The 25,652-nt window shown below is 33.6% G+C and carries 18 protein-coding genes and 1 pseudogene; 8 read left to right on the forward strand and 11 right to left on the reverse strand.

Annotated features, from left to right (window positions below; translation table 11 throughout):
- Positions 1-9: 9 nt before the first annotated feature.
- From GBH57_RS06155 to GBH57_RS06165, 3 genes and pseudogenes are all read right to left on the reverse strand, one after another.
- Positions 10-525: an STM3941 family protein gene (locus GBH57_RS06155; protein WP_306424019.1), complete on the reverse strand. Its 516-nt coding sequence runs from the start codon at positions 523-525 to the stop codon at positions 10-12.
- Positions 526-614: 89 nt separating this feature from the next.
- Positions 615-1,946, reverse strand: a pseudogene (locus GBH57_RS06160) (M28 family metallopeptidase).
- 66 nt (positions 1,947-2,012) lie between these two features.
- Positions 2,013-2,693: a M23 family metallopeptidase gene (locus GBH57_RS06165; protein ID WP_151673202.1), complete on the reverse strand. Its 681-nt coding sequence runs from the start codon at positions 2,691-2,693 to the stop codon at positions 2,013-2,015.
- 119 nt (positions 2,694-2,812) lie between these two features.
- On the opposite strand from GBH57_RS06165, the gene GBH57_RS06170 reads away from it, so the two are divergent.
- On the forward strand, positions 2,813-3,868 hold the full coding sequence (locus GBH57_RS06170; protein WP_151673203.1) for a helix-turn-helix transcriptional regulator: 1,056 nt from the start codon (positions 2,813-2,815) through the stop codon (positions 3,866-3,868).
- On the opposite strand, the gene GBH57_RS06175 is transcribed toward GBH57_RS06170, so the two are convergent.
- Positions 3,865-4,743, reverse strand: a complete 879-nt coding sequence (locus tag GBH57_RS06175; RefSeq protein WP_151673204.1) for a TolB family protein — start codon at positions 4,741-4,743, stop codon at positions 3,865-3,867. The two genes, GBH57_RS06170 and GBH57_RS06175, sit on opposite strands and share 4 nt — an antisense overlap.
- Before the next feature lie 65 nt (positions 4,744-4,808).
- Between GBH57_RS06175 and GBH57_RS06180 the strand changes: the two genes are divergently transcribed.
- Both GBH57_RS06180 and GBH57_RS06185 read left to right on the forward strand, forming a co-directional pair.
- Entirely contained in the window at positions 4,809-5,963 is a 1,155-nt protein-coding gene (locus GBH57_RS06180; RefSeq protein ID WP_151673205.1) for an endonuclease/exonuclease/phosphatase family protein, read from the forward strand.
- Between the two features lies 1 nt (position 5,964).
- Positions 5,965-6,378, forward strand: coding sequence for a hypothetical protein (locus GBH57_RS06185; RefSeq protein ID WP_151673206.1), 414 nt, complete (start codon positions 5,965-5,967; stop codon positions 6,376-6,378).
- Positions 6,379-6,951: 573 nt separating this feature from the next.
- On the opposite strand, the gene GBH57_RS06190 is transcribed toward GBH57_RS06185, so the two are convergent.
- The 4 genes from GBH57_RS06190 to GBH57_RS06205 form a co-directional block, all read right to left on the reverse strand.
- The gene (locus tag GBH57_RS06190) at positions 6,952-8,760 is read right to left on the reverse strand and encodes an acyl-CoA dehydrogenase FadE (RefSeq protein ID WP_151673207.1); all 1,809 of its coding nucleotides are present in this window, start codon (positions 8,758-8,760) and stop codon (positions 6,952-6,954) included.
- Positions 8,761-8,810: 50 nt separating this feature from the next.
- The gene (locus GBH57_RS06195) at positions 8,811-10,001 is read right to left on the reverse strand and encodes an acetyl-CoA C-acyltransferase (RefSeq protein ID WP_151673208.1); all 1,191 of its coding nucleotides are present in this window, start codon (positions 9,999-10,001) and stop codon (positions 8,811-8,813) included.
- Positions 10,002-10,102: 101 nt separating this feature from the next.
- Positions 10,103-12,508, reverse strand: a complete 2,406-nt coding sequence (locus tag GBH57_RS06200; protein ID WP_151673209.1) for a 3-hydroxyacyl-CoA dehydrogenase/enoyl-CoA hydratase family protein — start codon at positions 12,506-12,508, stop codon at positions 10,103-10,105.
- Positions 12,509-12,622: 114 nt separating this feature from the next.
- The gene (locus tag GBH57_RS06205) at positions 12,623-13,081 is read right to left on the reverse strand and encodes a MarR family winged helix-turn-helix transcriptional regulator (protein WP_151673210.1); all 459 of its coding nucleotides are present in this window, start codon (positions 13,079-13,081) and stop codon (positions 12,623-12,625) included.
- Between the two features lie 209 nt (positions 13,082-13,290).
- Between GBH57_RS06205 and GBH57_RS06210 the strand changes: the two genes are divergently transcribed.
- The 5 genes from GBH57_RS06210 (at position 13,291) to GBH57_RS06230 (ending at position 17,207) form a co-directional block, all read left to right on the forward strand.
- Positions 13,291-13,854: a TetR/AcrR family transcriptional regulator gene (locus GBH57_RS06210; protein WP_151673211.1), complete on the forward strand. Its 564-nt coding sequence runs from the start codon at positions 13,291-13,293 to the stop codon at positions 13,852-13,854.
- A 61-nt stretch (positions 13,855-13,915) separates the two neighbouring features.
- Positions 13,916-14,662, forward strand: coding sequence for an SDR family NAD(P)-dependent oxidoreductase (locus GBH57_RS06215; RefSeq protein WP_174844031.1), 747 nt, complete (start codon positions 13,916-13,918; stop codon positions 14,660-14,662).
- 354 nt (positions 14,663-15,016) lie between these two features.
- Entirely contained in the window at positions 15,017-15,196 is a 180-nt protein-coding gene (locus GBH57_RS06220; protein WP_151673213.1) for an alpha/beta fold hydrolase, read from the forward strand.
- 83 nt (positions 15,197-15,279) lie between these two features.
- Positions 15,280-16,467: a BaiN/RdsA family NAD(P)/FAD-dependent oxidoreductase gene (locus tag GBH57_RS06225; protein WP_151673214.1), complete on the forward strand. Its 1,188-nt coding sequence runs from the start codon at positions 15,280-15,282 to the stop codon at positions 16,465-16,467.
- 110 nt (positions 16,468-16,577) lie between these two features.
- Positions 16,578-17,207 carry an SDR family oxidoreductase gene (locus GBH57_RS06230; protein ID WP_151673215.1) on the forward strand — a complete coding sequence of 210 codons (630 nt, stop codon included), beginning with the start codon at positions 16,578-16,580 and terminating at the stop codon, positions 17,205-17,207.
- A gap of 137 nt (positions 17,208-17,344) precedes the next feature.
- Here GBH57_RS06230 and GBH57_RS06235 read toward each other — a convergent pair whose 3' ends face one another.
- From GBH57_RS06235 to purL, 3 genes are all read right to left on the reverse strand, one after another.
- Entirely contained in the window at positions 17,345-19,126 is a 1,782-nt protein-coding gene (locus GBH57_RS06235) for an AMP-dependent synthetase/ligase (RefSeq protein WP_151673216.1), read from the reverse strand.
- 118 nt (positions 19,127-19,244) lie between these two features.
- Entirely contained in the window at positions 19,245-21,647 is a 2,403-nt protein-coding gene (locus GBH57_RS06240; RefSeq protein ID WP_151673217.1) for a M14 family metallopeptidase, read from the reverse strand.
- Positions 21,648-21,748: 101 nt separating this feature from the next.
- Positions 21,749-25,408, reverse strand: a complete 3,660-nt coding sequence (gene purL, locus GBH57_RS06245; protein WP_151673218.1) for a phosphoribosylformylglycinamidine synthase — start codon at positions 25,406-25,408, stop codon at positions 21,749-21,751.
- Positions 25,409-25,652: the final 244 nt, after the last annotated feature.

A 25,652-nucleotide genomic window follows, 5' to 3' on the forward strand; every position in this document is an offset into this window, starting at 1 on the left:
TGTAGTTTTTTAATTCAATTTATTATTTTCCCAAGTTTCAGAAATTGTCTCATATAGTTCTTCAATACTACAGTCTATTAATGCACTTGAGATTATTATACTTTCTTTATAATTCCAATTATGCATAAAAGCAAAAAACTTTTCGAGCAAATTCATTTTTCTTTTTTGAAGAACAGATTTAATTATATCCAATTCAATACTTTTCTTCTTAAGTCTTTTAATATTTGAAATACTCTTCCATTCTATACTTCCTATTGATTCAAATTTTGAATTATCAATTAAAAATTCATCTGTAATTAGAATTGCGTATTTTCTTTTAATAATTTTCAAAAAGGAAAATATAAGGAGCGGAAAATACACAAACCCTATTGTTCCTATTATTAGAATATGTTCTTCTTTCATAAACACATTTCTGATAAATATTTTGGGATTAAGTAAAAAAGAAATTGATATGCAAAACATCAAACAAAAAAAAAGTATTCCTAAATAAATCCGAAGTTTTTTAAATTTTATTTCTCTGTTCATTCAATTTTGTTCTGTAAGTTTTGAGTGTCCAAATTACACACAACACCGGATTTAAATAATAGCCCTAATGTTTATTGATTTTCAGTTGTTTATCTAAAAACTGCATTAGGGAAAACAACAACACTCTCGTGTCCATCTTTACCCACGGCTGCAATTCCGAAGAAAAAATTATCTATCACAATACCATCTAATGTAAACTCATTTACATCACCCACATAACGACTGTGATTCCAAGTAGGGCTTGTAGTGTCTCTCCAGTAAATTTAATAACCAACAGCGTTTTTACTTTTACTCCATTTAAACTTTGCAGAAGGTGCTACTATTCCGCCAATTGATACGTCGGCTGGTGGGGCAGGAGCCCAAGCTAAACTTGCCATTGTAATGGCATTTACTGCTGTTAGTTTTTTTGCATACTCAAAATCTACAAACTTAAGTAGGTCACCATATTCAATACCATCTTCCGTGCGTATGTCTTGGTGTTGTTGTGTGTAGTTTTCGTGAGCTTCCATTATTCTAATACCAGCAAATCCTAAATCATTAAATGGACGGTGATGCCCACCACGGCCAAAACGATCTAGACGGTAAATCATCATCGGGTTCATTTCTGGCATATACGTTTTAGTTGTTTTATGAATATAACGTGCCAATTGGCGAGAGATTCCATCCACTTCACCACCATAGAAACGGCGTGCCTTTCTTGCTTTTTCTGTTTCATTCGCTGGAGTTGGTTCACTAAAAATTCTGAAATCTACATTGCTAATAACTCCGTCAACTCCTTTAATGTTACCTATCATATCGTTGTTTAAAACGCCTATAATATCCCAACCTTTATCTTTAGCATATTGCGCAAATCCTGCACCACCAAAGAGTCCTTGTTCTTCACCACTTAATCCAAGGTAAACGATATTAGCATCAAAATTATATTTAGAAAGCACACGAGCTGCTTCTATTGTTCCAGCCATTCCGCTGGCATTGTCGTTTGCTCCAGGGGCATCTTTTGTGTAATTACTTCCGTCGCTATTTCTTGAATCTATATCACCACTCATAATAATATAGCGATTAGATTCTGTTTTGGATTTTTGAATTGCTACCACATTTACTACCCAGGTATCCTTTGGTACACGTCTGTTGCCTTCAGCGAGTACTAAATCTTTTTGATAGAAAACATTTAAACAATTATTACAATTTCGGCTTATGCCATCAAATTCATTTTTAATCCATCGCCTAGCAGCACCTATTCCGCGGGTATTGCTAATGGTGTCACTAAAAGTATTACGAGTTCCAAAATTAGCTAACGTAGTAATATCATTCTCTAACCTTTCAGCAGAAACATTACTGATGATATCGTAAATTTTTGGGGTTGTTTGAGATGTAGCAGTAATTGAAAAGATTGCAAAAAATAGAATATAATAACATTTCATAGAAAATTTCTTTTCAATAAAAATAGGCAAAAGATTATTCTTCTTAAATGCTAAACTTTAAAAATACTAATAAGGTTCAGCAGTATATGATCTTCCAGAATTTAAACTTCTTGGGTTTGAAGCGGTATTTTTAAAATTATAAGGAATAGAGGTATATGGATATGGCCAACTATCCTGTGTTACAACAAAATGTAAATGTGGATATCCAGCAAGGCCAGTTGCACCACTATAGCCTATACTATCTCCTTTTGCTACAAAACTATCAGGAGTTACAAGTGCTCCATTTTTAGTTAAGTGCATATATTGTGCATAGGTTCCATCACCGTGCTTTACAACCACAATATTGTTGGGGAACATATAATCTGTTCCACTTTCTTGAACGTAAACTACAGTACCTTCTCTAGCGGCTGTAATTAATGTGCCTATATTCATCCTAAAATCTATAGCATATTGATCTGGTTGCCCAGGACTGTGGTACGAACCAGAGCAATGACTTAATGCTACTTGATAAGTTTTGCCAACAGGATAGGGAAGTACGTAGGGTGAAGTGAGCCATTCGGGATAATCACCTGCACATCCATTAGAACTATTATTGCTATCGTTTCCATTGTTGTCTCCATTGCCATAAATACCATTATTTATATCGTCTGATGCGGTAGCTGTGGTTGTCGTAAACTTAGATGTATCATCATCATTAGTACAAGAAATAATAGTTAAAAAGAGTAAAAGTAGAATTGAGTAACGCATATCTGTTTTCTTGTAAAACTAATGATAGATACCTGTTTACGGCACTAATTTGAGACTTAACGGCTTAATAATAATTATTATTAACTGTTTTTAGATGCAACAATATGTATTTTTAACCAATGGAGGTTTTAAGATATTTTATTGGTCTATATTGTTTTATAGGCGTTTTTATTGCTGGAGGACTATTCTTTAAAAATAGGAGAGGAGCTAACCTAACTATTTCTGCGTTTATTTTATTCTTCACTTTAGAGCTTATTGATTTTTTATACACAACCTCTAATGTTGTACTTATTTACCCAGAATATTTTCTGTTTATTTATCCTATTTGCTTTTTGTTTGGTCCAGCTTTATGGTTACATTTTCAGTTTGTAATAAATCCAGCACGGAAATGGAAATTATTGGATTTACTACATCTCATTCCATTTGTACTTTTTGTAGTATTTGCGATGTTGCCATTATATTCACTTACGGGTGATGAACGACTTGCTTTTACAAGAGAAAATTTTATGAACCATATGATGCCTTTAAACTATTTACGTACAAGTCATGTGGCATTTTATGGGTTAGCAATGATATATATACTTGTACGTAAAAAACTTTTTTTCGAAAATAAAAGCGGAATTTACCTTACTGTAATTGCAATTATTTATTTGTTAACGGCTGTCTTACAATCGTATTTAACAGCTTTTGCAGATAGTTTTAGACAGTTTTCACTCTACTTTTTTCTTGCATCAACAATCACTTTAATTGCTGGTATTGTACTATATCGTTACCCTGAAATACTACAGAAATTACAACAAAAATATTTTAATAGTTCATTAAAACCTGTAGATGTTAAACGGATATCAACAAAAATAAATGAGGCATTTAAAAATGAAATGATAGTGAGAGACAATCAATTAAATCTCACCAAATTTTGTGATATAATTGAAGAAAAACCTCATCACGTATCTCAAACTTTTTCTGAAATTTTTAGAACTTCATTTTCTAGCTATCTTAATAAAAATAGAATTAAACTAGCTAAAATATTATTAGAGAATCCAGAAAAAGATAATTTGAAAATTTTAGCGATTGCCTTTGAATGCGGTTTTAATAACAATGTAAGTTTTAATAAAGCATTTGTAAAATATGCAGGAATTACACCAGGAAAATACAGAAAGGAACGAAAAATCTAATTGTTTATATTGGCAACTAGTGCAATGTTTTTACCATTTGGACTTACTGTAATTCGGCTTATTTCTGAAATATTATAATTTGACAAATTAGCTACTTCAACCCATTCCTGCTTTCCGTAAAAATCGTATTTATATAATCTAGCACCACTCCCTAAAAGCAATATACTTTCGTTTAACCAACAGTGATCTTCAATTCCTATGGGTAGTTGACAAACAAAATAGCTCTCCTTGTCGTCATCGATATCAACTATAAAAACATCGTTATTTCCGTCTTCATTTACAGCAGTATAACTCACCGAAGTACTATTAGGAATATTGTGGATTGAACGTCCAGAGTTTTCTAAATAAGGCATAACCTCTCCAGTCTTTAAATTTGCGATTACTAGATTAAGTTGATTTCCGCCTAGTACAGAAGCAATAATGCGATTGTTATCGTGAAATGCATAATAAGCAACTTCAAGATTATTTAACAATATACGCGAAGTACCTTGTTCTATTGTGGAATTTTTATAAGCGTATAAACGCTGTAGGCCGGTTGTGTCTAGTCTTACGGCAGCAATTTCATTATTGTTAGGAAATTTTTGAGGAGAATATTCTCCACCTGAAGTTGGTTTGTTAATTCTAAGTGTGGTGTTATTTTTTAAATAATAACTCATTATTTCGGTTTGTCCATTTTCAGTTCCAGCGAATAGCAGCGTATTGTTATCACTAAATGATGGTTGGCTATCATAACCTTCATTATTAGTAATATTTCTGAAATTTGATATTTTAAATTCCCCTAAGTCATTTGAAACCTCCATTAAAAATATTTCTGGATTAGTTTGCCCAAATACTGCTGAAGAAACGGCCAAAAGGCCTAAAAATAATAGTCTCATAAAAAATGTTTGTTGTGATTTAAAGATATTGAATTTTCTTGTTTTAGTCGTACTTTTGCGCAGCTATGAAAAAAATTCTTTTCTTCTTAACACTCCTCCCTTCATTTCTTTTTGGACAGACCATAGGTGATATAGATTTTGGAACCCCAGAAACGTTTGATGTAGTTACTTGGAATATTGAGTTTTTCCCTAAAAACGGACAAGCTACAATTCAATATGTTGCGAGTATAGTTGAAGCGATGGATGCAGATATTATTGCCATTCAGGAAGTTGACGACTATTTTGCGTGGAACGATTTAGTTGCAATTTTAGGAGATTATAGTGGTTTTAAAACCTCTATCAATAATAGAGGACTGGCGTATTTGTACAAAACAGATCTTGTACAAATTAATAGTGGTTTTGAAATTTATACTCAGGATCCGGAAGATGATAATTTCCCTAGATACCCAATGGTGTTAGACATTATGTTTGCAGGAGAACGCTATGTGTTGATTAACAATCATTACAAATGTTGTGGGAATGGTGACCTCGAAATTGATGATCCTTTTGATGAAGAAACTCGCCGTTTTAACGCTAGCAATTTATTGAAAGATTATATAGATACAAATCTAGATAACGTTTCAGTAATATTATTAGGAGATTTAAATGATGTTTTAACTGATGCGGAAGAAGATAATGTATTTATTGGATTTTTAAATGATACGGATAATTACCAATTTGTAGATTTAGATATAGCAACAGGAAGCTCAAGTGATTGGTCTTTTCCTAATTGGCCATCACATTTAGACCATATATTAATTACAAACGAATTGTTTGACGAGTTTGCTGAAGAGGGAAGTAGTATTGAAACTATTAAAGTAGAGGATTATCTTGTAAATGGTTTTGATGAATATGATGAAAATGTTAGTGATCATCGCCCAGTTGGTATGAAATTATCAGTCGATATAACATTAGATATTGATGATACTTCGGAAATTTTAAAGGTTTTTAATTTGCCAAATCCAGTAACAACAACTACAAGATTTTTGCTAGCCGAAGCTTCTATCAATACTAAAATAGTACTCTATAATATGCAAGGTCAACAACTTAGGATTGCGGAATTTACCAATGGTCAAAAAGAATTAACTGTAGATTTAAGCAGCTTTGCAGAAGGTGTGTATATTGCACATTTAGAAAAAGAAGGTGCTATAATAGATACCATAAGAATATTAAAAAAATAATATGTTTAAAAAATTATTCAGTTCAAATAAGAGTGTGTTAAGTAATGCAGAAGTAGAAGCAGCAATGACTACTGTTGATGGCGTAAAACTAGGAGAGTCTGACGATATGCTTTTATATGGAGGTTTTCAAGAACTAAATGATTATCTTTTCTTCGAAGCTTTATTTGTCAGTAAGAAAAGTTTCAAAACGATGGATGGGGCTACAATTATATTTAAAAGTAGTAAAGGCGATTTAACACTTCCATCATCAATTCAAGAATTTGAATGTGAATATGCGAAACCATTACAACGCCACGTAGCACAAGTAAGCTTTGATATTGATAAAAGTGGTATTAAAAAAATTCAAGCAAAATCATATGATTCAGTTGAATTTAAAGTAAAGAAAAAGGTCTTTAATTTATTGAATGTAAAATAAGAAGCAATTTCTATTTCATATAAAAAGCTGAATGTTTTTCGAAACATTCAGCTTTTTATTTTTTGATTAGGTTGTTACTAGGTATTTGCTTAATTCGCATTGATACTTAATTTTTTCTGTAGTTTGTGGTCGAAGGGAGTCATAACTGTTGCGTGAATTTTTGTCCCTACCCACTGTCTAATTCTAATGTTTCTTTGTTTTTTCATCGCAGTATTTTTTGGTTATTGAATTTGTGACCTAATTAGTTTCGGTATCTTCTTTTTGAATTCCAAGCATAGCTTTTAGAAGTTGATAATCTCTCTGTCAATTGGTTTGAATCTAAAGTTCTCATAATAGTTGTTTTTAAAGGTTATACTAAATAGACTACTAACTACATAGTTTGTTACAGTACTTTGTATTACATAGTAGTAATTTAACATTTTTTTAACAAATTATGGGTTGATTCTTGGATTACAAACTTCTTATTATGTAAAAGGAGATTATTGTTGATTTCTATTACTAATAGAAAAAGCCACTCAATTTGAGTGGCTTTTAACTTAAATACTAAATTTTATTAATACTTAAAATTTTGTTTTAGAAAGGGTATTTCCCTTCTGAAGAAACTTTTTCAGCAATTACTTTACGCAAAGTACCTATATTAGGCATATTTTGATATTTAGTAAAACGTTTAAGTCCCATTAACATCATACGCTGTTCATCACCTTCAGCAAATGAAATAATAGATTCTTTTGCTTTTACTGAGATAATATCAACCGCATGGTATAAGTATAATTTCGACATAGCAATTTGAACTTCTTGTTCTGCTTCGCTTGTACGCTTCGCATTCTTTTCAGTTCTAAGAATTGTACTTTCTGCCATATAAATTTCGATAAGGATATCTGCAGCAGCCATTAAGGTCTGTTGGTGTTGCTCTAATTTATCTCCATATTTTTGGGCTGCACTTCCAGCTACCATTAAGAAAACTTTTTTCAGTTTCTTAATCATGTCTTTTTCTTCAGCAAACAATACACTAAAGTCTGGTGTTTCAAAAGATGGGATAGAGGTAAGCTCTGTTGCAACTGCTTGAGCAGGACCTAAAAGATCTACGTGACCTTTCATCGCTTTTTTAACAAGCATTCCTACTGCTAGCATACGGTTAATTTCGTTTGTACCTTCATAGATACGAGCAATACGTGCATCTCTCCAGGCAGCTTCCATAGGAGTATCTTCACTAAAGCCCATTCCTCCAAAAATTTGGATTCCTTCATCAGCACAATTTTGTATGTCTTCAGAAACAGCTACTTTCAATATTGAACATTCGATAGCATATTCTTCAACACCTTTTAATTCTGCTTCTTGGTGCGAATTACCAGCAGCTATACGCATATTAATACGATCCTCAATGTTTTTAGCAGCTCTATAGGTAGCACTTTCTCCTGCATATGCAGAAGTAGCCATTTCAGCTAATTTTAATTTGATAGCACCAAAACTCGCAATAGGAGTTTTAAACTGAATGCGTTCATTAGCATATTTTGTAGCTTCAGATAGTACTCGACGTTGTGAATCTAAACAAGCTGCTGCTAGTTTAATACGACCTACGTTTAATGCATTCATTGCAATTTTAAAACCTTCACCACGTCCAGCTAGCATATTGTCAACAGACACTTTAGTATCATTAAAAAATACTTGGCGAGTAGAAGAAGCTCTAATTCCTAATTTGTGTTCTTCCTCTCCCATAGAGATTCCGTTACTTGCATCGTTTTCAACAATAAAACCAGTAATATTTTTATCATCACCAATACGAGCAAATACAATCATTACATCGCAAAAACCTGCATTTGAGATCCACATTTTTTGACCATTGATCAAGTAATGTTTTCCATCTTCAGTAAGTACCGCTTTAGTTTTACCACTATTTGCATCACTACCAGCACCTGGCTCAGTTAAACAGTAAGCACCAAACCATTCACCACTTGCTAATTTAGGAACGTATTTTTGTTTTTGTTCTTCGTTTCCGTATAAGGTAATTGGCATAGTACCAATTCCTGTATGTGCTCCAAAAGCAGTAGAGAAAGATCCTGTTCCACTTGATATGTAATCACAGGTTAATACTGTAGATACAAATCCCATTCCTAATCCACCCAATTCTTCAGGTACGGCAACACTTAAAAATCCAAGTTCACCAGCTTTACGCATTACTTCTTCAGTAAGTGCATAATCTTTAGCTTCAAAGCGATCTCTATGTGCTACAATTTCGCGGTCATTAAATTCCATAACCGCATCTTTCATCATGCGTTGTTCTTCAGTAAAGTCTTCTGGTGTAAATACATCTTCAGAAGCTGTTTCTTTTACTAAAAATTGACCTCCTCTAAGGATATCTTTTTGTTCTGTTTCTTGTGCCATTTTATTGTTTTTATAATGTCCGCATGACCAGACAAGTTTACATTGTTATTTTATTTCAAGAATTCAAAAACTCCTGCTGCTCCTTGACCTGTACCAACACACATAGTTACTAAACCGTGTTGTCCTTGCATATTGCGTTTTCTCATTTCATCAAATAATTGGACCGATAATTTAGCTCCTGTACATCCTAGTGGGTGACCAAGTGCAATTGCTCCACCATTTGGGTTGATGATATCTGGATTCAAATTTAACTCTCTAATTACCGCAACGGACTGTGAAGCAAAAGCCTCATTAAGTTCAATAAGTTTAATATCATTTAAAGTTAAACCTCCTTGCTTTAATGCTTTTGGCACTGCAGCAACTGGTCCAATTCCCATAATACGTGGCTCAACTCCCATAGCTGCATAACTCACCATTCTAGCAATAGGTTCAAGATTTAATTCCTTCACCATATCTTCACTCATTACCATTACAAATGCAGCACCATCACTTGTTTGTGATGAGTTACCAGCAGTTACACTCCCGTTTGCAGCAAATACTGGGCGTAATCTTGCTAAAGCATCAACAGACGTACCTCTACGTGGTCCTTCGTCTTTTGTTACGGTATATTTTCTAGTTTCTTTTTTTCCTGCTCCATTTAAAAAAGTTTCTTCAACTTCGATAGGAACAATCTGGTCTTGAAAACGATCGCTATCAATTGCAGCTAATGCTTTCATATGTGAATTATAAGCAAACTCATCCTGATCTTTACGAGATACGTTGAATTGGTCTGCAACTGCTTCAGCTGTATTTCCCATTCCCCAGTAGTAATCTTCGTGACCTGCTTTTACTACATCGTAGTTCAATTCTGGTTTAAAACCTGTCATAGGTACGCTACTCATAGATTCTGCTCCACCAGCAATAATACATTCAGCCATTCCGCTTTGTATTTTTGCTACTGCCATACTAATTGTTTCTAATCCTGAAGAACAAAAACGGTTAACAGTTACACCAGGAACATCAACAATTTCTAATCCCATTAATGAGATAATACGTGCTACGTTTAGTCCTTGTGAACCTTCTGGCATTGCATTACCTACCATTACATCATCAATCCTTTTAGGATCTAGATTAGGAAGTTCCTTCATTAAATATTGGATTGTTTCCGCAGCAAGTTCATCTGCTCTTTTAAAACGGAAGACTCCTTTTCCCGCTTTACCTACAGCGGTTCTGTATGCTTTTACTATATATGCTGTTTTCATTTTTTTTGCTTTTAGCTATCGGCTTTTGGCTTCTAGCGTATTAAATTATTAATTACAATCAGGCCAATAACTATATGCTAATGGCTAAAGGCTCCGTAATTTTAATTACGCAAAGGTTTCCCTTTTTGAATCATGTGTTGTAAACGTTCTAGTGTTTTTCGTTCTCCAGTTAAACTTAAGAATGCTTCGCGCTCTAAGTCTAATAGATATTGTTCGCTCACAAATTGAGGTTCACTTAAATCTCCACCTGCCATAACATATGCAAGTTTGTTTGCGATTTTTTGATCGTGTTCACTAATATATTTACTAGCATTCATTGAGTCAGTTCCTACTAAAAACATACCTAATGCTTGCTTTCCTAATACTTTTACATCGTTACGAGGTGCTGGCTTCGTGTAACCCATATCTGCCATTTGTCTTGCTACCGCTTTAGCAGTTGCAATCTGGCGAGCCGTATTAACTACAACAATATCTTTACCTGGCTTTAAAATATCAAGATCAAATGCTTCTTGAGCTGATGTTGAAACTTTCGCCATACCAATAGTTAAAAAGTGCTCTTGTAATACGTTTAATTCTACATCACCTTTCTGGAACATATCGCTAGCACGTAGGGCCATTTCTTTAGAACCACCACCACCAGGGATAACTCCTACACCAAATTCAACTAAACCAATATAACTTTCTGCAGCTGCAACAACGCGATCTGCATGTAACGTTAATTCACATCCACCACCTAATGTCATACCGTGAGGTGCAACTACCGTTGGTATAGATGAATAGCGTAAGCGCATTACTGTGTCTTGGAAATATTTAATCGCAGCATTTAGCTCATCATATTCTTGTTCTGCTGCCATCATAAAGATCATCCCAATATTTGCTCCAACTGAGAAATTAGCTCCTTGATTACCGATAACTAAACCATCATAGCTTGTTTCGGCTAGATCAATTGCTTTGTTAATACCGGCAAGCACATCACCTCCTATAGAATTCATTTTACTTTGGAATTCAACATTCAATATACCATCACCAAGATCTTGAACTGATACTCCACTGTTTTTAAATACTTCAGTAGTTTTTCTAATATTATCAAGAATGATAAATGAATCTTGTCCAGGTACTTTAACATGTTTCTTTTGTGGAATATCATAAAAATATGTCGCTCCATCTTTTACAGTATAAAAAGATTCTACTCCTGCAGCTTTCATTTCGGTAACCCAGCTTGCAGCAGTTTTACCTGCAGCTTCTAGTAATTCAATTCCTTTGTCAAGTCCTACTGCATCCCAAATTTCAAAAGGTCCGTGTTGCCATCCAAAACCAGCTTTCATTGCATCATCAATTTTGTAAAGCTCATCAGAAATTTCAGGAATACGTTTAGAAACATAAGCGAACATTGCACCAAAGTTTCTTCGGTAGAATTCACCTGCTTTATCTTTTCCTTTGATAAGGATAGGGAATCGGTCTGCTACATTGTCAACTGTTTTAGTCAATTCTAATGTGGCAAATTTTGCTTTTTTACCTAACCTATATTCTAACGTGTTTAGGTCAAGACCTAATATTTCGGTTTTACCTTCAGCGTTTTTAGATTTTTTATAGAAACCTTGTCCACTTTTACTTCCTAACCATTTTTGATCCATTAGGTGGTTAACATAGTCCGGAAGTTTAAATAAATCGTGCTCCTCGTCATTAGGTACATTATCGTAAATACCATTTGCAACGTGAACAAGTGTATCAAGACCTACTACATCTACCGTACGGAATGTTGCAGATTTAGGACGACCAATTACGGGGCCTGTTAATTTATCAACTTCTTCTACAGTAAGATCCATATCCTTTACAAGGTGAAACATTGCTTGTATACCAAAAATACCAATACGATTACCAATAAAGGCAGGAGTATCTTTTGCAATTACGGTTGTTTTACCAAGAAATTTTTCTCCATAGCTATTGAAAAATTCTAATACTTCTGGATTTGTTTTTGGTCCAGGAATTATTTCGAATAACTTTAAGTAGCGTGGTGGGTTAAAGAAGTGTGTTCCACAAAAATGCTTTTGGAAATCTTCACTTCGTCCTTCACTCATAAAACTAATAGGGATTCCAGAGGTGTTAGAAGTAATTAACGTACCTGGAGTTCTATACTTTTCTAGGTTTTCAAATACCTGCTTTTTTATATCTAGTCGTTCAACTACGACCTCAATAATCCAGTCTACATCTTTAACTTTAGCAATATCATCTTCTAAGTTACCAGTAGTAATACGCTTAGCAAAATCTAAATGATATAGCGGTGCAGGTTTAGATTTTATAGAAGCTGTAAGTGCATCATTAACCATACGGTTACGTACAACTTTGTCTTCAAGTGTAAGGCCTTTTGCCTTTTCTTTATCAGTTAATTCGCGTGGTACAATGTCTAATAATAGAACTTCCACACCAATGTTTGCGAAGTGACAAGCGATACCGCTTCCCATAATTCCGCTACCTATTACGGCTACTTTATTAATTCTTCTTTTCATTACTAACTATGAATTATGAATTAAAAGTCATTCAACTTTTATATTCTAAATTATTATTATGTTTATTATGCTTCCGAAATTTTCTTTGTTAAAGAATATTTCAGAATAAAAAATCTAACCCTGAATATTTAATTCAGAATTAGTGTAAATTTTCTTGTTGTTGATAAGCTCCATCATAGTGAAAGCTACTTTTTTAAATGTATTGATGTCTTCTTCAGAAATATTTTCTTTAACCGCTTGGTCAAAACGAAAAACAACACTTTTAGAGAAATCACGCATTTCTTTGCCAAAAGGAGTAAGTTGTATGATAACTCCTCTTCCGTCTTCTGGATTAGGATGGCGTTCAATTAATTTTTGCTCTTCCATTTTTTTAAGGGTACGAGATAGGGAAGTGGCTTCCATCCCCATTTTAGGACCTAACGCTGTAGATGGAGAACCTTTTTCAGGATCAATACTAATTAGTGCAAATCCTGTAGCCATTGTGCTGCCTTTTGTTCCTGCCTCCTCATTGTACATTTTCTGTACAGACATCCACGTGCTTCTTAAAATATAATCTATTGTTTTTTCTTTCATACTTGTGCTCCGCTCAGAATACGGATTTATATCAAAACCAAAGATACAATAAATTTACTATGCACGCATAGTAAATCGTAAAATGTTTCATTTTGAATAAGTAGGAGTGAAGCGTACTTTATTGTTTAATTTTTAATCAATATATAAATGTACTTATATATAAGGTAGTAAAGTAGCATATAATTTGTTTAAAAGTTTATATTTTTCATGTGAAAATTTCTGAAACTAAAAATAGAATTATTGAAACTGCTTCGTTCTTATTTTACAAGAACGGCTATAATGCTACAGGCATTAACGAAATTATAGCAGAAGCAGGTATTGCTAAAGCTACACTTTATAATCATTTTAAATCTAAAGAAGCTCTATGCTTAGCCTACCTTCAGTTTAAAAATACCACTTTTATAAAAGATATTGAAGTTTATACTAGGTCTAAACCAAAAGGAAAAGATCAAATACTTGCTATCTTCGATTTTCTTGGAATTTTTTTTCAGAATAAAGATTTTAATGGATGTTGGTGTATTAAAACAGTTTCGGAAATTCCTAAGGATAATGAAGTTATTAGAAGTGAAATTCAGCTTCAGAAAAACAATTTTATTGATTTAATATCGAAGTTGATTATGGATAATTTAGATCATTTTTCTGAAAAAGAAGTTACCTCACTAGCTCGACAAATATACTTGCTTTATGAAAGTGCAGTAGGTGAGAGTCATCTACATCAGGCAGATTGGCCAATAAAAGAGACTAAAAATTTATGCTCGCAAATCCTTAATTAAAAAAAAATTGTACCAACAAAGACAGACTTGTCTGTCTGTTTGTAAATTAAATAAAAATATGATGAATGAATTTGAAAGTAAAGTAGTCTTAGTAATAGGTGGAACAAGTGGAATAGGTAATGCAACAACTAATGCATTATTAGAAGGAGGCGCAACGGTACATATTGTAGGAAGAAATACCGATAAAGTAGCAGATGCTCCTAACTTAGTAAAACACACGGTTGACATTTCTAATCAAGAACAAGTTGATACATTGATTTCAACAATTACTTCTTTAGATAACTTAGATTACTTGGTAAATGCTTCAGGTATTTTTGGACCAAAACCATTTTTGGATCATACGTTAGAGGATTATAACTCGTATTTAGATTTAAATAGAGGGTTCTTTTTTATCACACAAGGTGTTGCTAGAAAAATGAAATCGACTAATGGTGGTTCTATCGATAATGTAGGTTCTATGTGGGCGCAACAAGCTATTAAAGCAACGCCTTCTTCTGCTTATTCTATGCAAAAAGCTGGATTACATTCTTTAACGAAGCATTTAGCAATGGAATTAGCAAGTGATAACATAAGAGTAAATGCGGTATCTCCTGCTTTTGTAAACACACCAGTTTATCACGGTGTTTTTGGTGGTCAAGAAGCTGCTGAAAAAGCCTTAGTTGGTTTTAATGAATTTCATCCTCTTGGAAGATTTGGTGAATCAAATGATATAGCAAATAGTATTTTATTTTTACTTTCATATAAATCATCTTGGGTTACTGGTGCTATTTGGGATACCGATGGTGGAGTAATGGCTGGAAGAAATTAATTTCTAATAACTCACCCCATAAATTTATAAGCGGTTTGATTAATAATCAAACCGCTGTTTTACTTTAAAATTAATATTAAAATTTTACACTAAAATATGAATTCTAATATAGTCTAACTGGTGCAGATGCTGTAATTAATAAACAGTATTTATTTGATATTGACACATCAAACTATCATACACAAAGCCCATAGGCTTGGGTGCACGCTTTGGTTTTTTTGAAGTTGAAAATGACTGGAAAATACAAGTTCAGCTTTTTCAAGACTATAATACCAATTTATTGAGCTATCCAAAATAGCAAAATATGTTGGCTAAATTGCAACCAAAACACCAAGTGCTTGGGGAAAAAAGGATTTGAAATGTAACTTTAATGGGGCTAACCCCTATTTAAGAGATATACCAAAAGCGGAATTACATCTACTTGATGCGGGGCATTTTGCAGCTGAAGAAAAAACGAGAGCTATAGCGCAATTAATTTTAACGTTTCTTAGTAAAAAGGAAATAAATAAAGTTCCTATTAAACGCTCATTTTAGTGTAAGTGGATAGGTGGCGCGTTAAATGGTTATATTTATAAAATAATACTATAAAACGTTCTCTCAACAACTATTTCTGCTTAATGAAAAAACAAATTGCTATAATAGGTGGTGGGCCATCTTCTTTTTTATTAGCCTCATTTTTAGACACTGAAAAATTTGATGTGACCATTTATGAAAAAAATAAAACAGCTGGGCGTAAGTTTTTAGTGGCAGGAAAAGGTGGATTTAATTTAACACATTCTGAATCTATTAAACCATTTCTAGGTCGATATACTTCTAATCATTTTTTAGACAACGCTTTACAGCATTTCAATAATACTGAATTTAGAACTTGGCTACAAAGTATAGGTATTTCAACATACGTGGGAAGTAGTAAAAGAGTTTTTCCAACGGATGGCATAAAGCCTATTGAGGTGCTAAATGCTGTTTTAGCTCATTTAAAGGAGAAATGTGTGTCAATTAAATACGAACACGTTTTTACAGGTTGGGATGCAGAAAACTTCCCAATTGTTAATAATAATGTACTACAAACTGATTATACCGTTTTCTCTTTAGGCGGCGCTAGCTGGAAAGTAACTGGTTCCTCTGGAAGTTGGATCGATACGTTTTCAAAAAAAGGGATAACTACTAAACCTTTTAAGGCATCAAATTGTAGTTATGAAGTTGCTTGGGGTTCTCATTTCATTAAAATTCACGAAGGAACTCCGCTTAAAAATATAGCTATTTCCTGCAATGATGTTTTACAAAAAGGGGAGGCGGTGATTACAACCTTTGGGTTAGAAGGAAACGCTATTTATGGTTTAAGTCCACAAATACGGAAACAATTGGCTACAAATAAAAAGGCAACAATATATATTGATTTCAAACCTACATTAACTTTAGAATTGGTTTATTCTAAATTAACAAATTCATCATTTAAAAATACAACTCAGATTTTAAAAAAGGAGTTAAAATTGAGTCTTCCACAAGTTGACTTGCTGAAATGTTATTTATCTAAAGATTCTTATTTAAATAAGAGAGAGTTGGCTAATACTATTAAAAAATTTCCTTTAGAAGTAATAGGTACTGCAACTATAGATGAAGCTATATCTACGGTAGGAGGTATTGATTTAAAAGCAGTTTCTGAAAATTTTGAACTTTTAAATTTGCCAAATCAATTTTGTATTGGTGAAATGCTCGATTGGGATGCACCTACAGGTGGTTATTTACTACAGGGATGTGTTAGTACAGGAGTTTTTCTAGCCACATATTTAAATAGTAGTAGCTAACTAGTATGAAAATCTACTATTTGTTAAAGCTATTTTAAATCTTTCCATTTTCAACGTTAAAGAACGTTAAGAGATTATTTTTAGCCTTATTCTATAATTACTTTTAAGCTATGGAAAAAGTATTAGTAGCAGGTGCAACAGGCACCACCGGAAAAAAAGTAGTTCAATTATTAAATGAATCTAGTAAGTACGAACCCGTAGCAATGGTTAGAAAGGAAAATCAGAAAGCTCAATTTGAGTCGGCTGGAATTAAAACTGTTATGGGAGACTTAGCGAACGATGTTTCTAACACAACTAAAGGAATCCATAAAGTAATTTTCGCAGCAGGATCTGGAGGAAAAGATGTAGTAAATATTGATCAAGAAGGAGCAAAGCGTTTAATAGATGCCTCAAAAAAAGAGAGGGTCAATAAATTTGTAATGCTAAGTTCTATGGGAGCTGATAATCCGCAAGGAGAGCTAAAAGAGTATTTACAAGCAAAGCAAAATGCAGACCAATATTTAGATATTAGTGGTGTGACATTTAGTATTGTTAGACCTGGTTCATTAACTAATAATGAAGGGATTGGTAAGATCAAACTACAACATAAATTAAACGAACAAGGAGAAATTTCTCGTTGGGATGTTGCAAGAACACTAGTAAACAGTCTTGAGGATGATGTCGCAAAAAATCAAGCTTTCGAAATTATTAGTGGAGAAACAAATATTGAAAAAGCAGTAAATGATTTTCAAGTTATGTAATGTCAGTCTATTGTTTTAAAAAAGGAGCTACGAATTGTAGCTCCTTTTTTATTCAATCATATTACGATTAAGATTTCGATAATAATAAGGAGAATACGCTTTATGTGTATTCTCCTTTTATGGTTTTCATAAATAAATTAAGATCTTCCGTAAAGCCCTTCGTATAGCGTTTTGTACATTTCCTTAATTACTTTTCTTTTAGGTTTCATAGTAGGAGTAAGGTGTCCACCTTCAATGCTCCAAACATCTGGAGTTAATGCGAAAGTTTTAATTTTTTCCCATTTCCCAAATTTTTCGTTGTACTGGTCTATTTCAGATTGAATCTTGTCTAAAAGTATTTGATCATTGCAAGCTTTATTAGCATCAGATGAAATATCATAACCTTTAACTTTTTTCCATTCATCAATATATTCCCAATTAGGTTGGATTAATGCTGCTGGCATTTTTTCTCCTTCACCAACAACAAGAATTTGTTCAATAAACAGAGATTGTTTCATTGCATTCTCTAACAACTGTGGAGCTACGTATTTACCACCACTAGTCTTAAACATAGATTTTTTACGATCTGTAATTTTTAAGAAACCATCAGCATCAACAATTCCTATATCTCCTGTGTGGAAATATCCATTTTTTAATACTTCTTCAGTTTGAACAGGGTCTTTGTAATAACCTTGCATTACTTGTGGGCCTTTAATTAAAATTTCGCCGTCTCCTGCAATTTTAACTTCAGTATCAGGTAAAGGTTTACCAACTGTTCCAATTTTAAATCCTTTATTACGCATATCATTAACACTCACTACTGGAGATGTTTCAGTTAAACCGTATCCTTCCATAACAGGACAACCTGCTGCGTTAAATATTCTAGCTAGCCTAGGTTGCAATGCGGCAGAACCAGATGCAATGGCTTTCAAATTTCCGCCAAGGGCTTCTTGCCACTTGCTAAAAATTAAATTTCTTGCAACACCTAATTTTGTCTCATACCACCAGCCATTTTTACCGTATGGTTCCCATTGTAGACCTAAATCAACTGCCCAGAAAAATAACTTTCTCTTTACGCCAGTTAACGCATTTCCTTTTGCTATAATTTTATCATAAACTTTTTCTAAAAGTCTAGGTACTGCGCTCATTACATCAGGGTGAATTTCCTGAAGGTTTTCGCTAATGGTTTCTAGGCTTTCAGCATAATAAATACTTGTACCACAATATTGATACATGTATAAAAGCATACGCTCGTAAATATGGCAAACGGGTAAAAAACTTAAAGCTTTAGAATCACCAAATGTTATAGGAAGTCTTCCTTCACTGTGCATTGCATTTGATGATATATTTTTATGAGAAAGCATTACACCTTTAGGTTTTCCCGTTGTACCAGAAGTATAAATAAGCGTCGCTAAATCATCTTCATTGACTGCTGCCATTCTCTTCTCTAATTCTTCTTGAAGATCTTTATTATCATTTCCAAGTGCAATTAATTCACTGTAGTTTTCTGTTCCGTTGAGATCGTCAAAACAATAAATACCTAAAAGAGAAGGTACATTGGCTTTACATTTTTCAACTTTGTCGCGTACTTCTTTACAAGAAACGAATACATATTTTGCTTCAGAGTGATTTAAAACGTATTCATATTCTTCACTGCTAATTGTAGGATAAATAGGTACATCTTGAGCTCCTGTTTGAAGTATTCCTATATCACAAATGTTCCATTCAGTTCTATTTGTCATAGAAATGATTGCAACTTTATCATTAGGTTGAACGCCTAGTTTTATTAAACCACGGCTTAAAGCACAAGCTTTGTCTATATATTCTTGAGTTGACGTTTTTGTCCAAGATCCATTAACCTTTGTTACAAGGGAATCTGCTAGGGGAAATTTTTCTAATTGATGATATGGGAAGTCAAAGAGTCTTTTTATCTCGGTCATGTTCTATGTATTGTTTGCGTCATGCAAAATAAGGAAAATTCTTAAATTTTTATTAAACTTCTTAAAAACAAAAAAAGTCGCGATTTATTCGCGACTTTGATTATAAATAGTCCTTTTTTTACTGTTTTATAACTTTAATTGTTTCAGTTGTATCTCCTGACGTAAGTTGTAATATATATAAGCCCGATGCTACATTACTATAATCAAATTGCTGTGTAGCATTTAAGTTTGCTTTAGTTTCAATTAACTGACCTTGAATTGTATATAATGAAGCGTTATAATTTGTAAGCGTTGTTTTGATATTTAAAATTTCAGCAACTGGATTTGGGTAAATAGTAAATTGTGACACCTCAGTGTCATCTATATTTAAGATTGTATCTCCAGATATATTGAACGAAATATCATCAAAATAAAATCCATCTTGACGTAATCCATTGTCACTTCTAAATACAAAACGGGCTTTTATGGTTTCACCAAGATAGTCACTTAGATCAATTTCTTCTAAAACCCAATCAAATTGTGCGCCTTCATAAAGTGGCTCTCCTTCTGGTTGAATGCTGTTAGAACTTCCTGCAACAGTATAATTTCCACATTGCGCAATCCAGTTATTACCGTTATCTATTGAAATTTGGAATTGTGCATAATCAAAACCTGCTTCAATTTCCCATTTTGCATAAAAAGATACAATTGCACCAGAAGCATTTGTTAAGTCAATTTCATCATTTATTTCAATTGACTTATTAGCATTGTTTTGATAATTTCCGTTAGGAGAGTCTGTAATTGATGTTGATGGTGATACAAATGTTGTGTTAGTTGTGTCAAAACCGTTATTATCGTAATTAGCAAGACTATCGCCGTTATCTTCAAAAACTGGAGTTAATGTCCCAAAATATTTAGTAATTCGGTGTTTTGTTTCGAAAATACCATTGTTAACTACTAAATCATAAATAATAGTTTCACCTTCTGTTGTTCCACCCGCTAAAATATATGGTATTGACCCAGATTGAGTTTCTAATAAATCTAATCCATTAAAAGTTTGTGATCCATTTACTACAGCAATATTAGCTGAAAGAGGTTCTAAACTTACTGTAAAGTTTCCGTTTCCAGAGATACCTAAACGTTTGATGTCAAATTCAGCATTTACACTTGCATTATTTCCTACATATAAACTTCCCGAGTCTGAAACTATAGCAAAGTTATTAATCATTTTAGCAGACGTAAGGTTGAAATGCATCATCCCTTTAGAGATGTTTATTATTTCGTTTGACGATGGCCAAAATTCTGGGCCTATTTCAGGAGTGTAGGCATAAATAGCGTCGTGTGTACCTATTGTTCCGTACATAAAATCGTCACTATCTCCTGCAGCGGCATATAATTCAGATGACAGGATATTGTTGAATCCATTTTCAGAAACTAATTCTTCGCCTAAAATTCTGAATAAGTCTTCATCCACAGATGGAGTATTTAATGCATATCCAAAAGGGCGTAACAATAAATCACCATAACTATGGTTATTAAATGCCATTACAAAATCGTGATTTTCAACAAACCATTTTAAAGCTTGGTTTTCAACCTCAGAGAATGGTGCAGTTCCACGGTAGGTATCGTTATTTGGGTTACCAGAACTTCCTTCACCTCCCCACATTCCGTTAGAAGCGTCTCCGTCAATAAAGTATTCGTAGTTACGATTGTTATCCACACCAAATGAGTTTCCACCATTTTCTTTTCTATTTTTTCTCCAGAATCCTCCACCGTTAGGGTCAGTTAATTCGTTATATAAATATCCGTCAGGATTAACAACAGGAACAAAGTATAGTTCACTATTATCTACTATTGCCTGTACTTCTGGGTCAGAATCATAATTTTCTAATAAATACCACATATAGAAAATTAGTTGAGATAATGATTGTGGCTCACGAGCGTGATGTATTGCTGTATATAAAATTTGAGGTTCAGCCTCTTCCGTATTTGGATTGTCACTTATGCGTACCCATTGTATTCCATTTCCACCTATTGATGGTGAAACTCCGTTGTCTGGAGATCCTTCAGTTAAAAAGGTGCTTATATTTTCTTTAGCCGAAATAAGATTAGGATATAATGCGCGCATTTGATCAAGCTCGTCAAGCATTTCTTGGTAGGTTAAAAAACCACCCATAGAGCCTAAGTTGAAATTAGTTGGTGTTTCATAATTAACACCGCTTTCAGCACAAGTTAAATTTCTAGAGGGTAATCGTTGTGCATTTCTTTCTAAGAAAAATTGTTTAGTGTCATCAATTAAAATGTCTACTTGAAAACCATTTTCTCTTGCAATTTCTAATTCATTTTCTGAAAAATCTGATATAACATAATAGCCAAGTTTGTGTTTCCCGTGATCAACAGGTAATCCTAAATTTTCCAGTCTCGAAAGATCTGAAGGTTCTGAGTACAAAATTTTTGCACGTTGAAATTTTTCTTGCTGAAGTTGAGCAAATGTTGAAATGGTAATGAGCAGCAAACTCATTAATAGTAAGGTCTTTTTCATAAAGTGATAATACTTTTAACAGAAGTGTTAAACGAAATTAGTCCATAAAATTACGTATTTCTTACGCTCTTATGGACTAATTGTGGGTTAATTATGAGAAATTACTTCTTATTTTCTAACCATTTTCTTGCATTAACAAAGCCTTCAAGCCAAGGTGAAACTTCATCTTGACGATCGCTAGGGTAGTGACCCCAGTTCCAAGGGAATGTAGATCTTTCTAAATGTGGCATCATTACTAAATGACGTCCAGTAACATCTGTCATCATAGCTGTATTGAAATCACTTCCGTTAGGGTTAGAAGGAAAACCTTCATAACCATATTTACCTACAATATTGTAATGCTCTTCATTATTTGGGAAAGAGAATTTTCCTTCACCGTGAGCAGCCCAAATACCTAAGGTACTTCCAGCTAAGCTTGAAAGCATTACTGAATTGTTCTCTTGTATTTTTACTGATGTGAATGAACATTCAAACTTTCCGCTATCATTATGTAGCATTTTTGGCTTTTCAGTATCTTCTTCATTAAGTAATCCTAATTCAACAAATAATTGGCAACCATTACATACTCCTAATGATAAAGTATTGTCTTTAGCAAAGAAGTTTTTCAATGCTGTGTTTGCTTTGTCATTATATAAAAATGCGCCAGCCCATCCTTTAGCAGATCCTAAAACATCACTATTTGAAAATCCTCCTACGGCAGCTATAAATTTGATATCTTCAAGGGTTTCTCGACCGCTAATTAAATCTGTCATATGGACATCTTTAACATCAAATCCAGCTAAATACATCGCATTAGCCATTTCGCGCTCACTATTACTTCCTTTTTCTCTAATGATAGCAGCTTTTATGCGTTCTCCTTTTGGTATTTGTGGTAAAGCTCCTGTAAAGTCCTTCGGAAATGTGAATTGTAAAGGTTGCTTCTTATAATTTTTAAATCTTGCATCTGCTTGATTTCCGCTCTGTTTTTTGTCTAAATGATATGAAGTGTTATACCAAGTATCGCGCATTTCAGCTATATCAAAATCTAAAGGATCACCGTTTGTTGAAATGCTCAGTGTATTTGAAGCTATCACATTTCCGAGGATATTAAAATCGATATTATGGTCATTTAATAAACTTTCAAAAGCTTCATTATTATTTGTTTGAACTACTATAGCACAGTTTTCGGCAAATAATACTTTTACAGTATCTTCTCCTAATGCCGAAATATCTAGCGTGGCACCTATGTTAGTGTCAGCAAAAAATAATTCTAACAATGTAGTGATAAGTCCACCAGAAGCAACATCGTGACCTGCTACAACTAAGTCATTTTTAATTGCATGTTGGATAGTATTAAAAACTGTTTTTACATATGCTGCACTCTTAACTGTTGGAGCTTCGTTACCAACAGTACTTAACATTTGACCAAAAGAAGAACCCCCTAATTTGTGAGTGTCTTGCGAAATATTAATATAATACAAGCTTCCTTGTTCGAATTGAGCAACTGGCTCGACAACCTTTTTAATATCACTACAATGAGCTCCTGCAGAAATAATTACAGTTCCCGGAGAAATAACTTCTTCGTTTTTGTATTTCTGTTTCATTGAAAGGGAATCTTTACCAGTAGGAACATTAATTCCAAGATCGATGCTAAATTCGCTAATTGCTTCAACAGCTTTGTACAAACGAGCATCTTCTCCTTCATTATTACAAGGCCACATCCAGTTAGCTGAAAGTGATACGCTTTTAAGTCCGTTTTCAAGTGGTGCCCAAACAATGTTAGTTAATGCTTCAGTAATTGAGTTTCTAGAACCAGCAACAGGATCAATTAATCCTGAAATAGGGGAGTGACCAACACTTGTAGCTACACCATTAACACCGTTATAATCTAAGGCCATTACACCACAATTATTAAGTGGTAATTGTAAAGGGCCAGCACATTGTTGTTTAGCTACTTTACCGGTGACACAGCGGTCAACTTTATTAGTTAACCAGTCTTTACAAGCTACTGCTTCTAATTGTAAAACGTGGCTTACGTATGATGTAATATCTGAAACGTTATAAACTGGATTTTTATAATCACGCTCAACCGTTTTATCTGTCATTATTGTTTTTGGTGAGCTACCAAACATATCTTCTAAAGCAAAATCCATAGGTTTCAAACCAGTAGTTTTACTTTGAAATGTAAATTGATGGTCACCAGTTACATCACCCACTTCATACATAGGAGAGCGTTCTCTATCTGCAACACGTTTTAATGTGTCAATATCTTTTTCACCAATTACAAGACCCATTCGCTCTTGTGATTCGTTACCTATAATTTCTTTAGCAGAAAGCGTTGGGTCACCAATTGGTAATTTATCTAAATCAATTAATCCACCTGTGTCTTCTACTAATTCGCTTAGACAATTAAGGTGTCCACCTGCACCGTGATCGTGAATAGAAACAATAGGATTAATGTCACTTTCTACCATACCTCTTACGGCATTGGCTGCACGTTTTTGCATTTCAGGATTAGAACGTTGTATGGCGTTAAGTTCAATTCCGCTAGAGAATTCACCTGTGTCAGCACTTGAAACTGCAGCACCACCCATACCTATTCTATAGTTTTCACCACCAAGAATCACAATTTTATCTCCAGTTTTTGGTGTGTCTTTTAAGGCTTGTTCTGCTTTACCATAGCCAATTCCTCCAGCCATCATAATCACTTTGTCAAAACCTAATTTACGTGCGTGTTCTTCGTGTTCAAAAGTTAAAACAGAACCTGTAATTAAGGGTTGCCCAAATTTGTTTCCAAAGTCTGACGCTCCATTACTTGCTTTAATCAAGATGTCTAAAGGTGTTTGGTATAACCAATCACGTTGTTCCATAGTTTTTTCCCAAGGTTTTGAATCATTTAGTCTTGAGTACGATGTCATATAAACAGCGGTACCAGCTAATGGTAATGAACCTTTTCCTCCCGCTAATCTATCTCTAATTTCTCCACCACTTCCTGTCGCAGCACCATTAAATGGCTCTACCGTTGTAGGGAAGTTGTGAGTTTCAGCTTTAAGCGAAATTACACTATCAAATTCTTTATTTTCGTAAAAATCAGGTTTGTCAGGACTTGCAGGAGCAAACTGAGTTGCTTTAGGTCCTTTCACAAATGCAACATTATCCTTATAAGCAGAAATAATATCGTTATGATTTTCACTACTTGTTTTCTTAATTAACTTAAATAGTGAAGATGGCATTTCCTCACCATCAATAACAAATGTTCCATTAAATATTTTGTGTCTACAGTGTTCACTGTTTGCTTGGCTAAAACCAAAAACTTCAGAGTCAGTAAGTGGACGTCCTAGTTTAGTAGCTAGGTTATCTAGATATGTTACTTCTTCATCGTTTAAAGCAAGACCTTCAGCTTTATTAAATGCTGAAATATTATCAATATTCTTAATAGGCTCTGGAGCGATATTAATGGTGAACATCTCTTGGTTTAGTTCACTATATTTTTGAGTAAGCATAGGATCGAAATCCTGGCTTATTTCCGAAGTATTGAAAAATTCTTCAATACGTATAATTCCTTCCACACCCATATTTTGAGTAATTTCTACTGCATTAGTACTCCAAGGAGTCACCATTGCGGCACGAGGACCTATATAGGATTCTTTTAAAACGGTTTCATTAACCTTAGCTTGGTTACCAAATAGCCAACTTAATTTAGTGACATTTTCGGTTGATAAATCTTGAGTTGATTGGACTGCAAAAATGGTCTTTTTTACGTTTCCAAAGAAGTGAATCATTTGTTCGGGTTTTAGAGCAACAAATGTAGTTATTTTACCCTAAAATTTTTCTAATAAAAGTATCACATGAGGAAGTTTTGCCCCATTGTTTTCAACAATTAGGTGTAAATTGCAAACAACTAATTAATTTGTAAGGTATTCATCATTTTTCTGACCTCTTTTTTATTGAAATAATACAATAATTTTTTTGGGTTTTTAAAATCTTCAAAATCATTACAAAAACAAATTATTAATTTTTAAAAAA

Origin of the sequence: Patiriisocius marinus, from assembly GCF_008974325.1 — a bacterium.
Taxonomy (GTDB): Bacteria; Bacteroidota; Bacteroidia; order Flavobacteriales; family Flavobacteriaceae; genus Patiriisocius; species Patiriisocius marinus.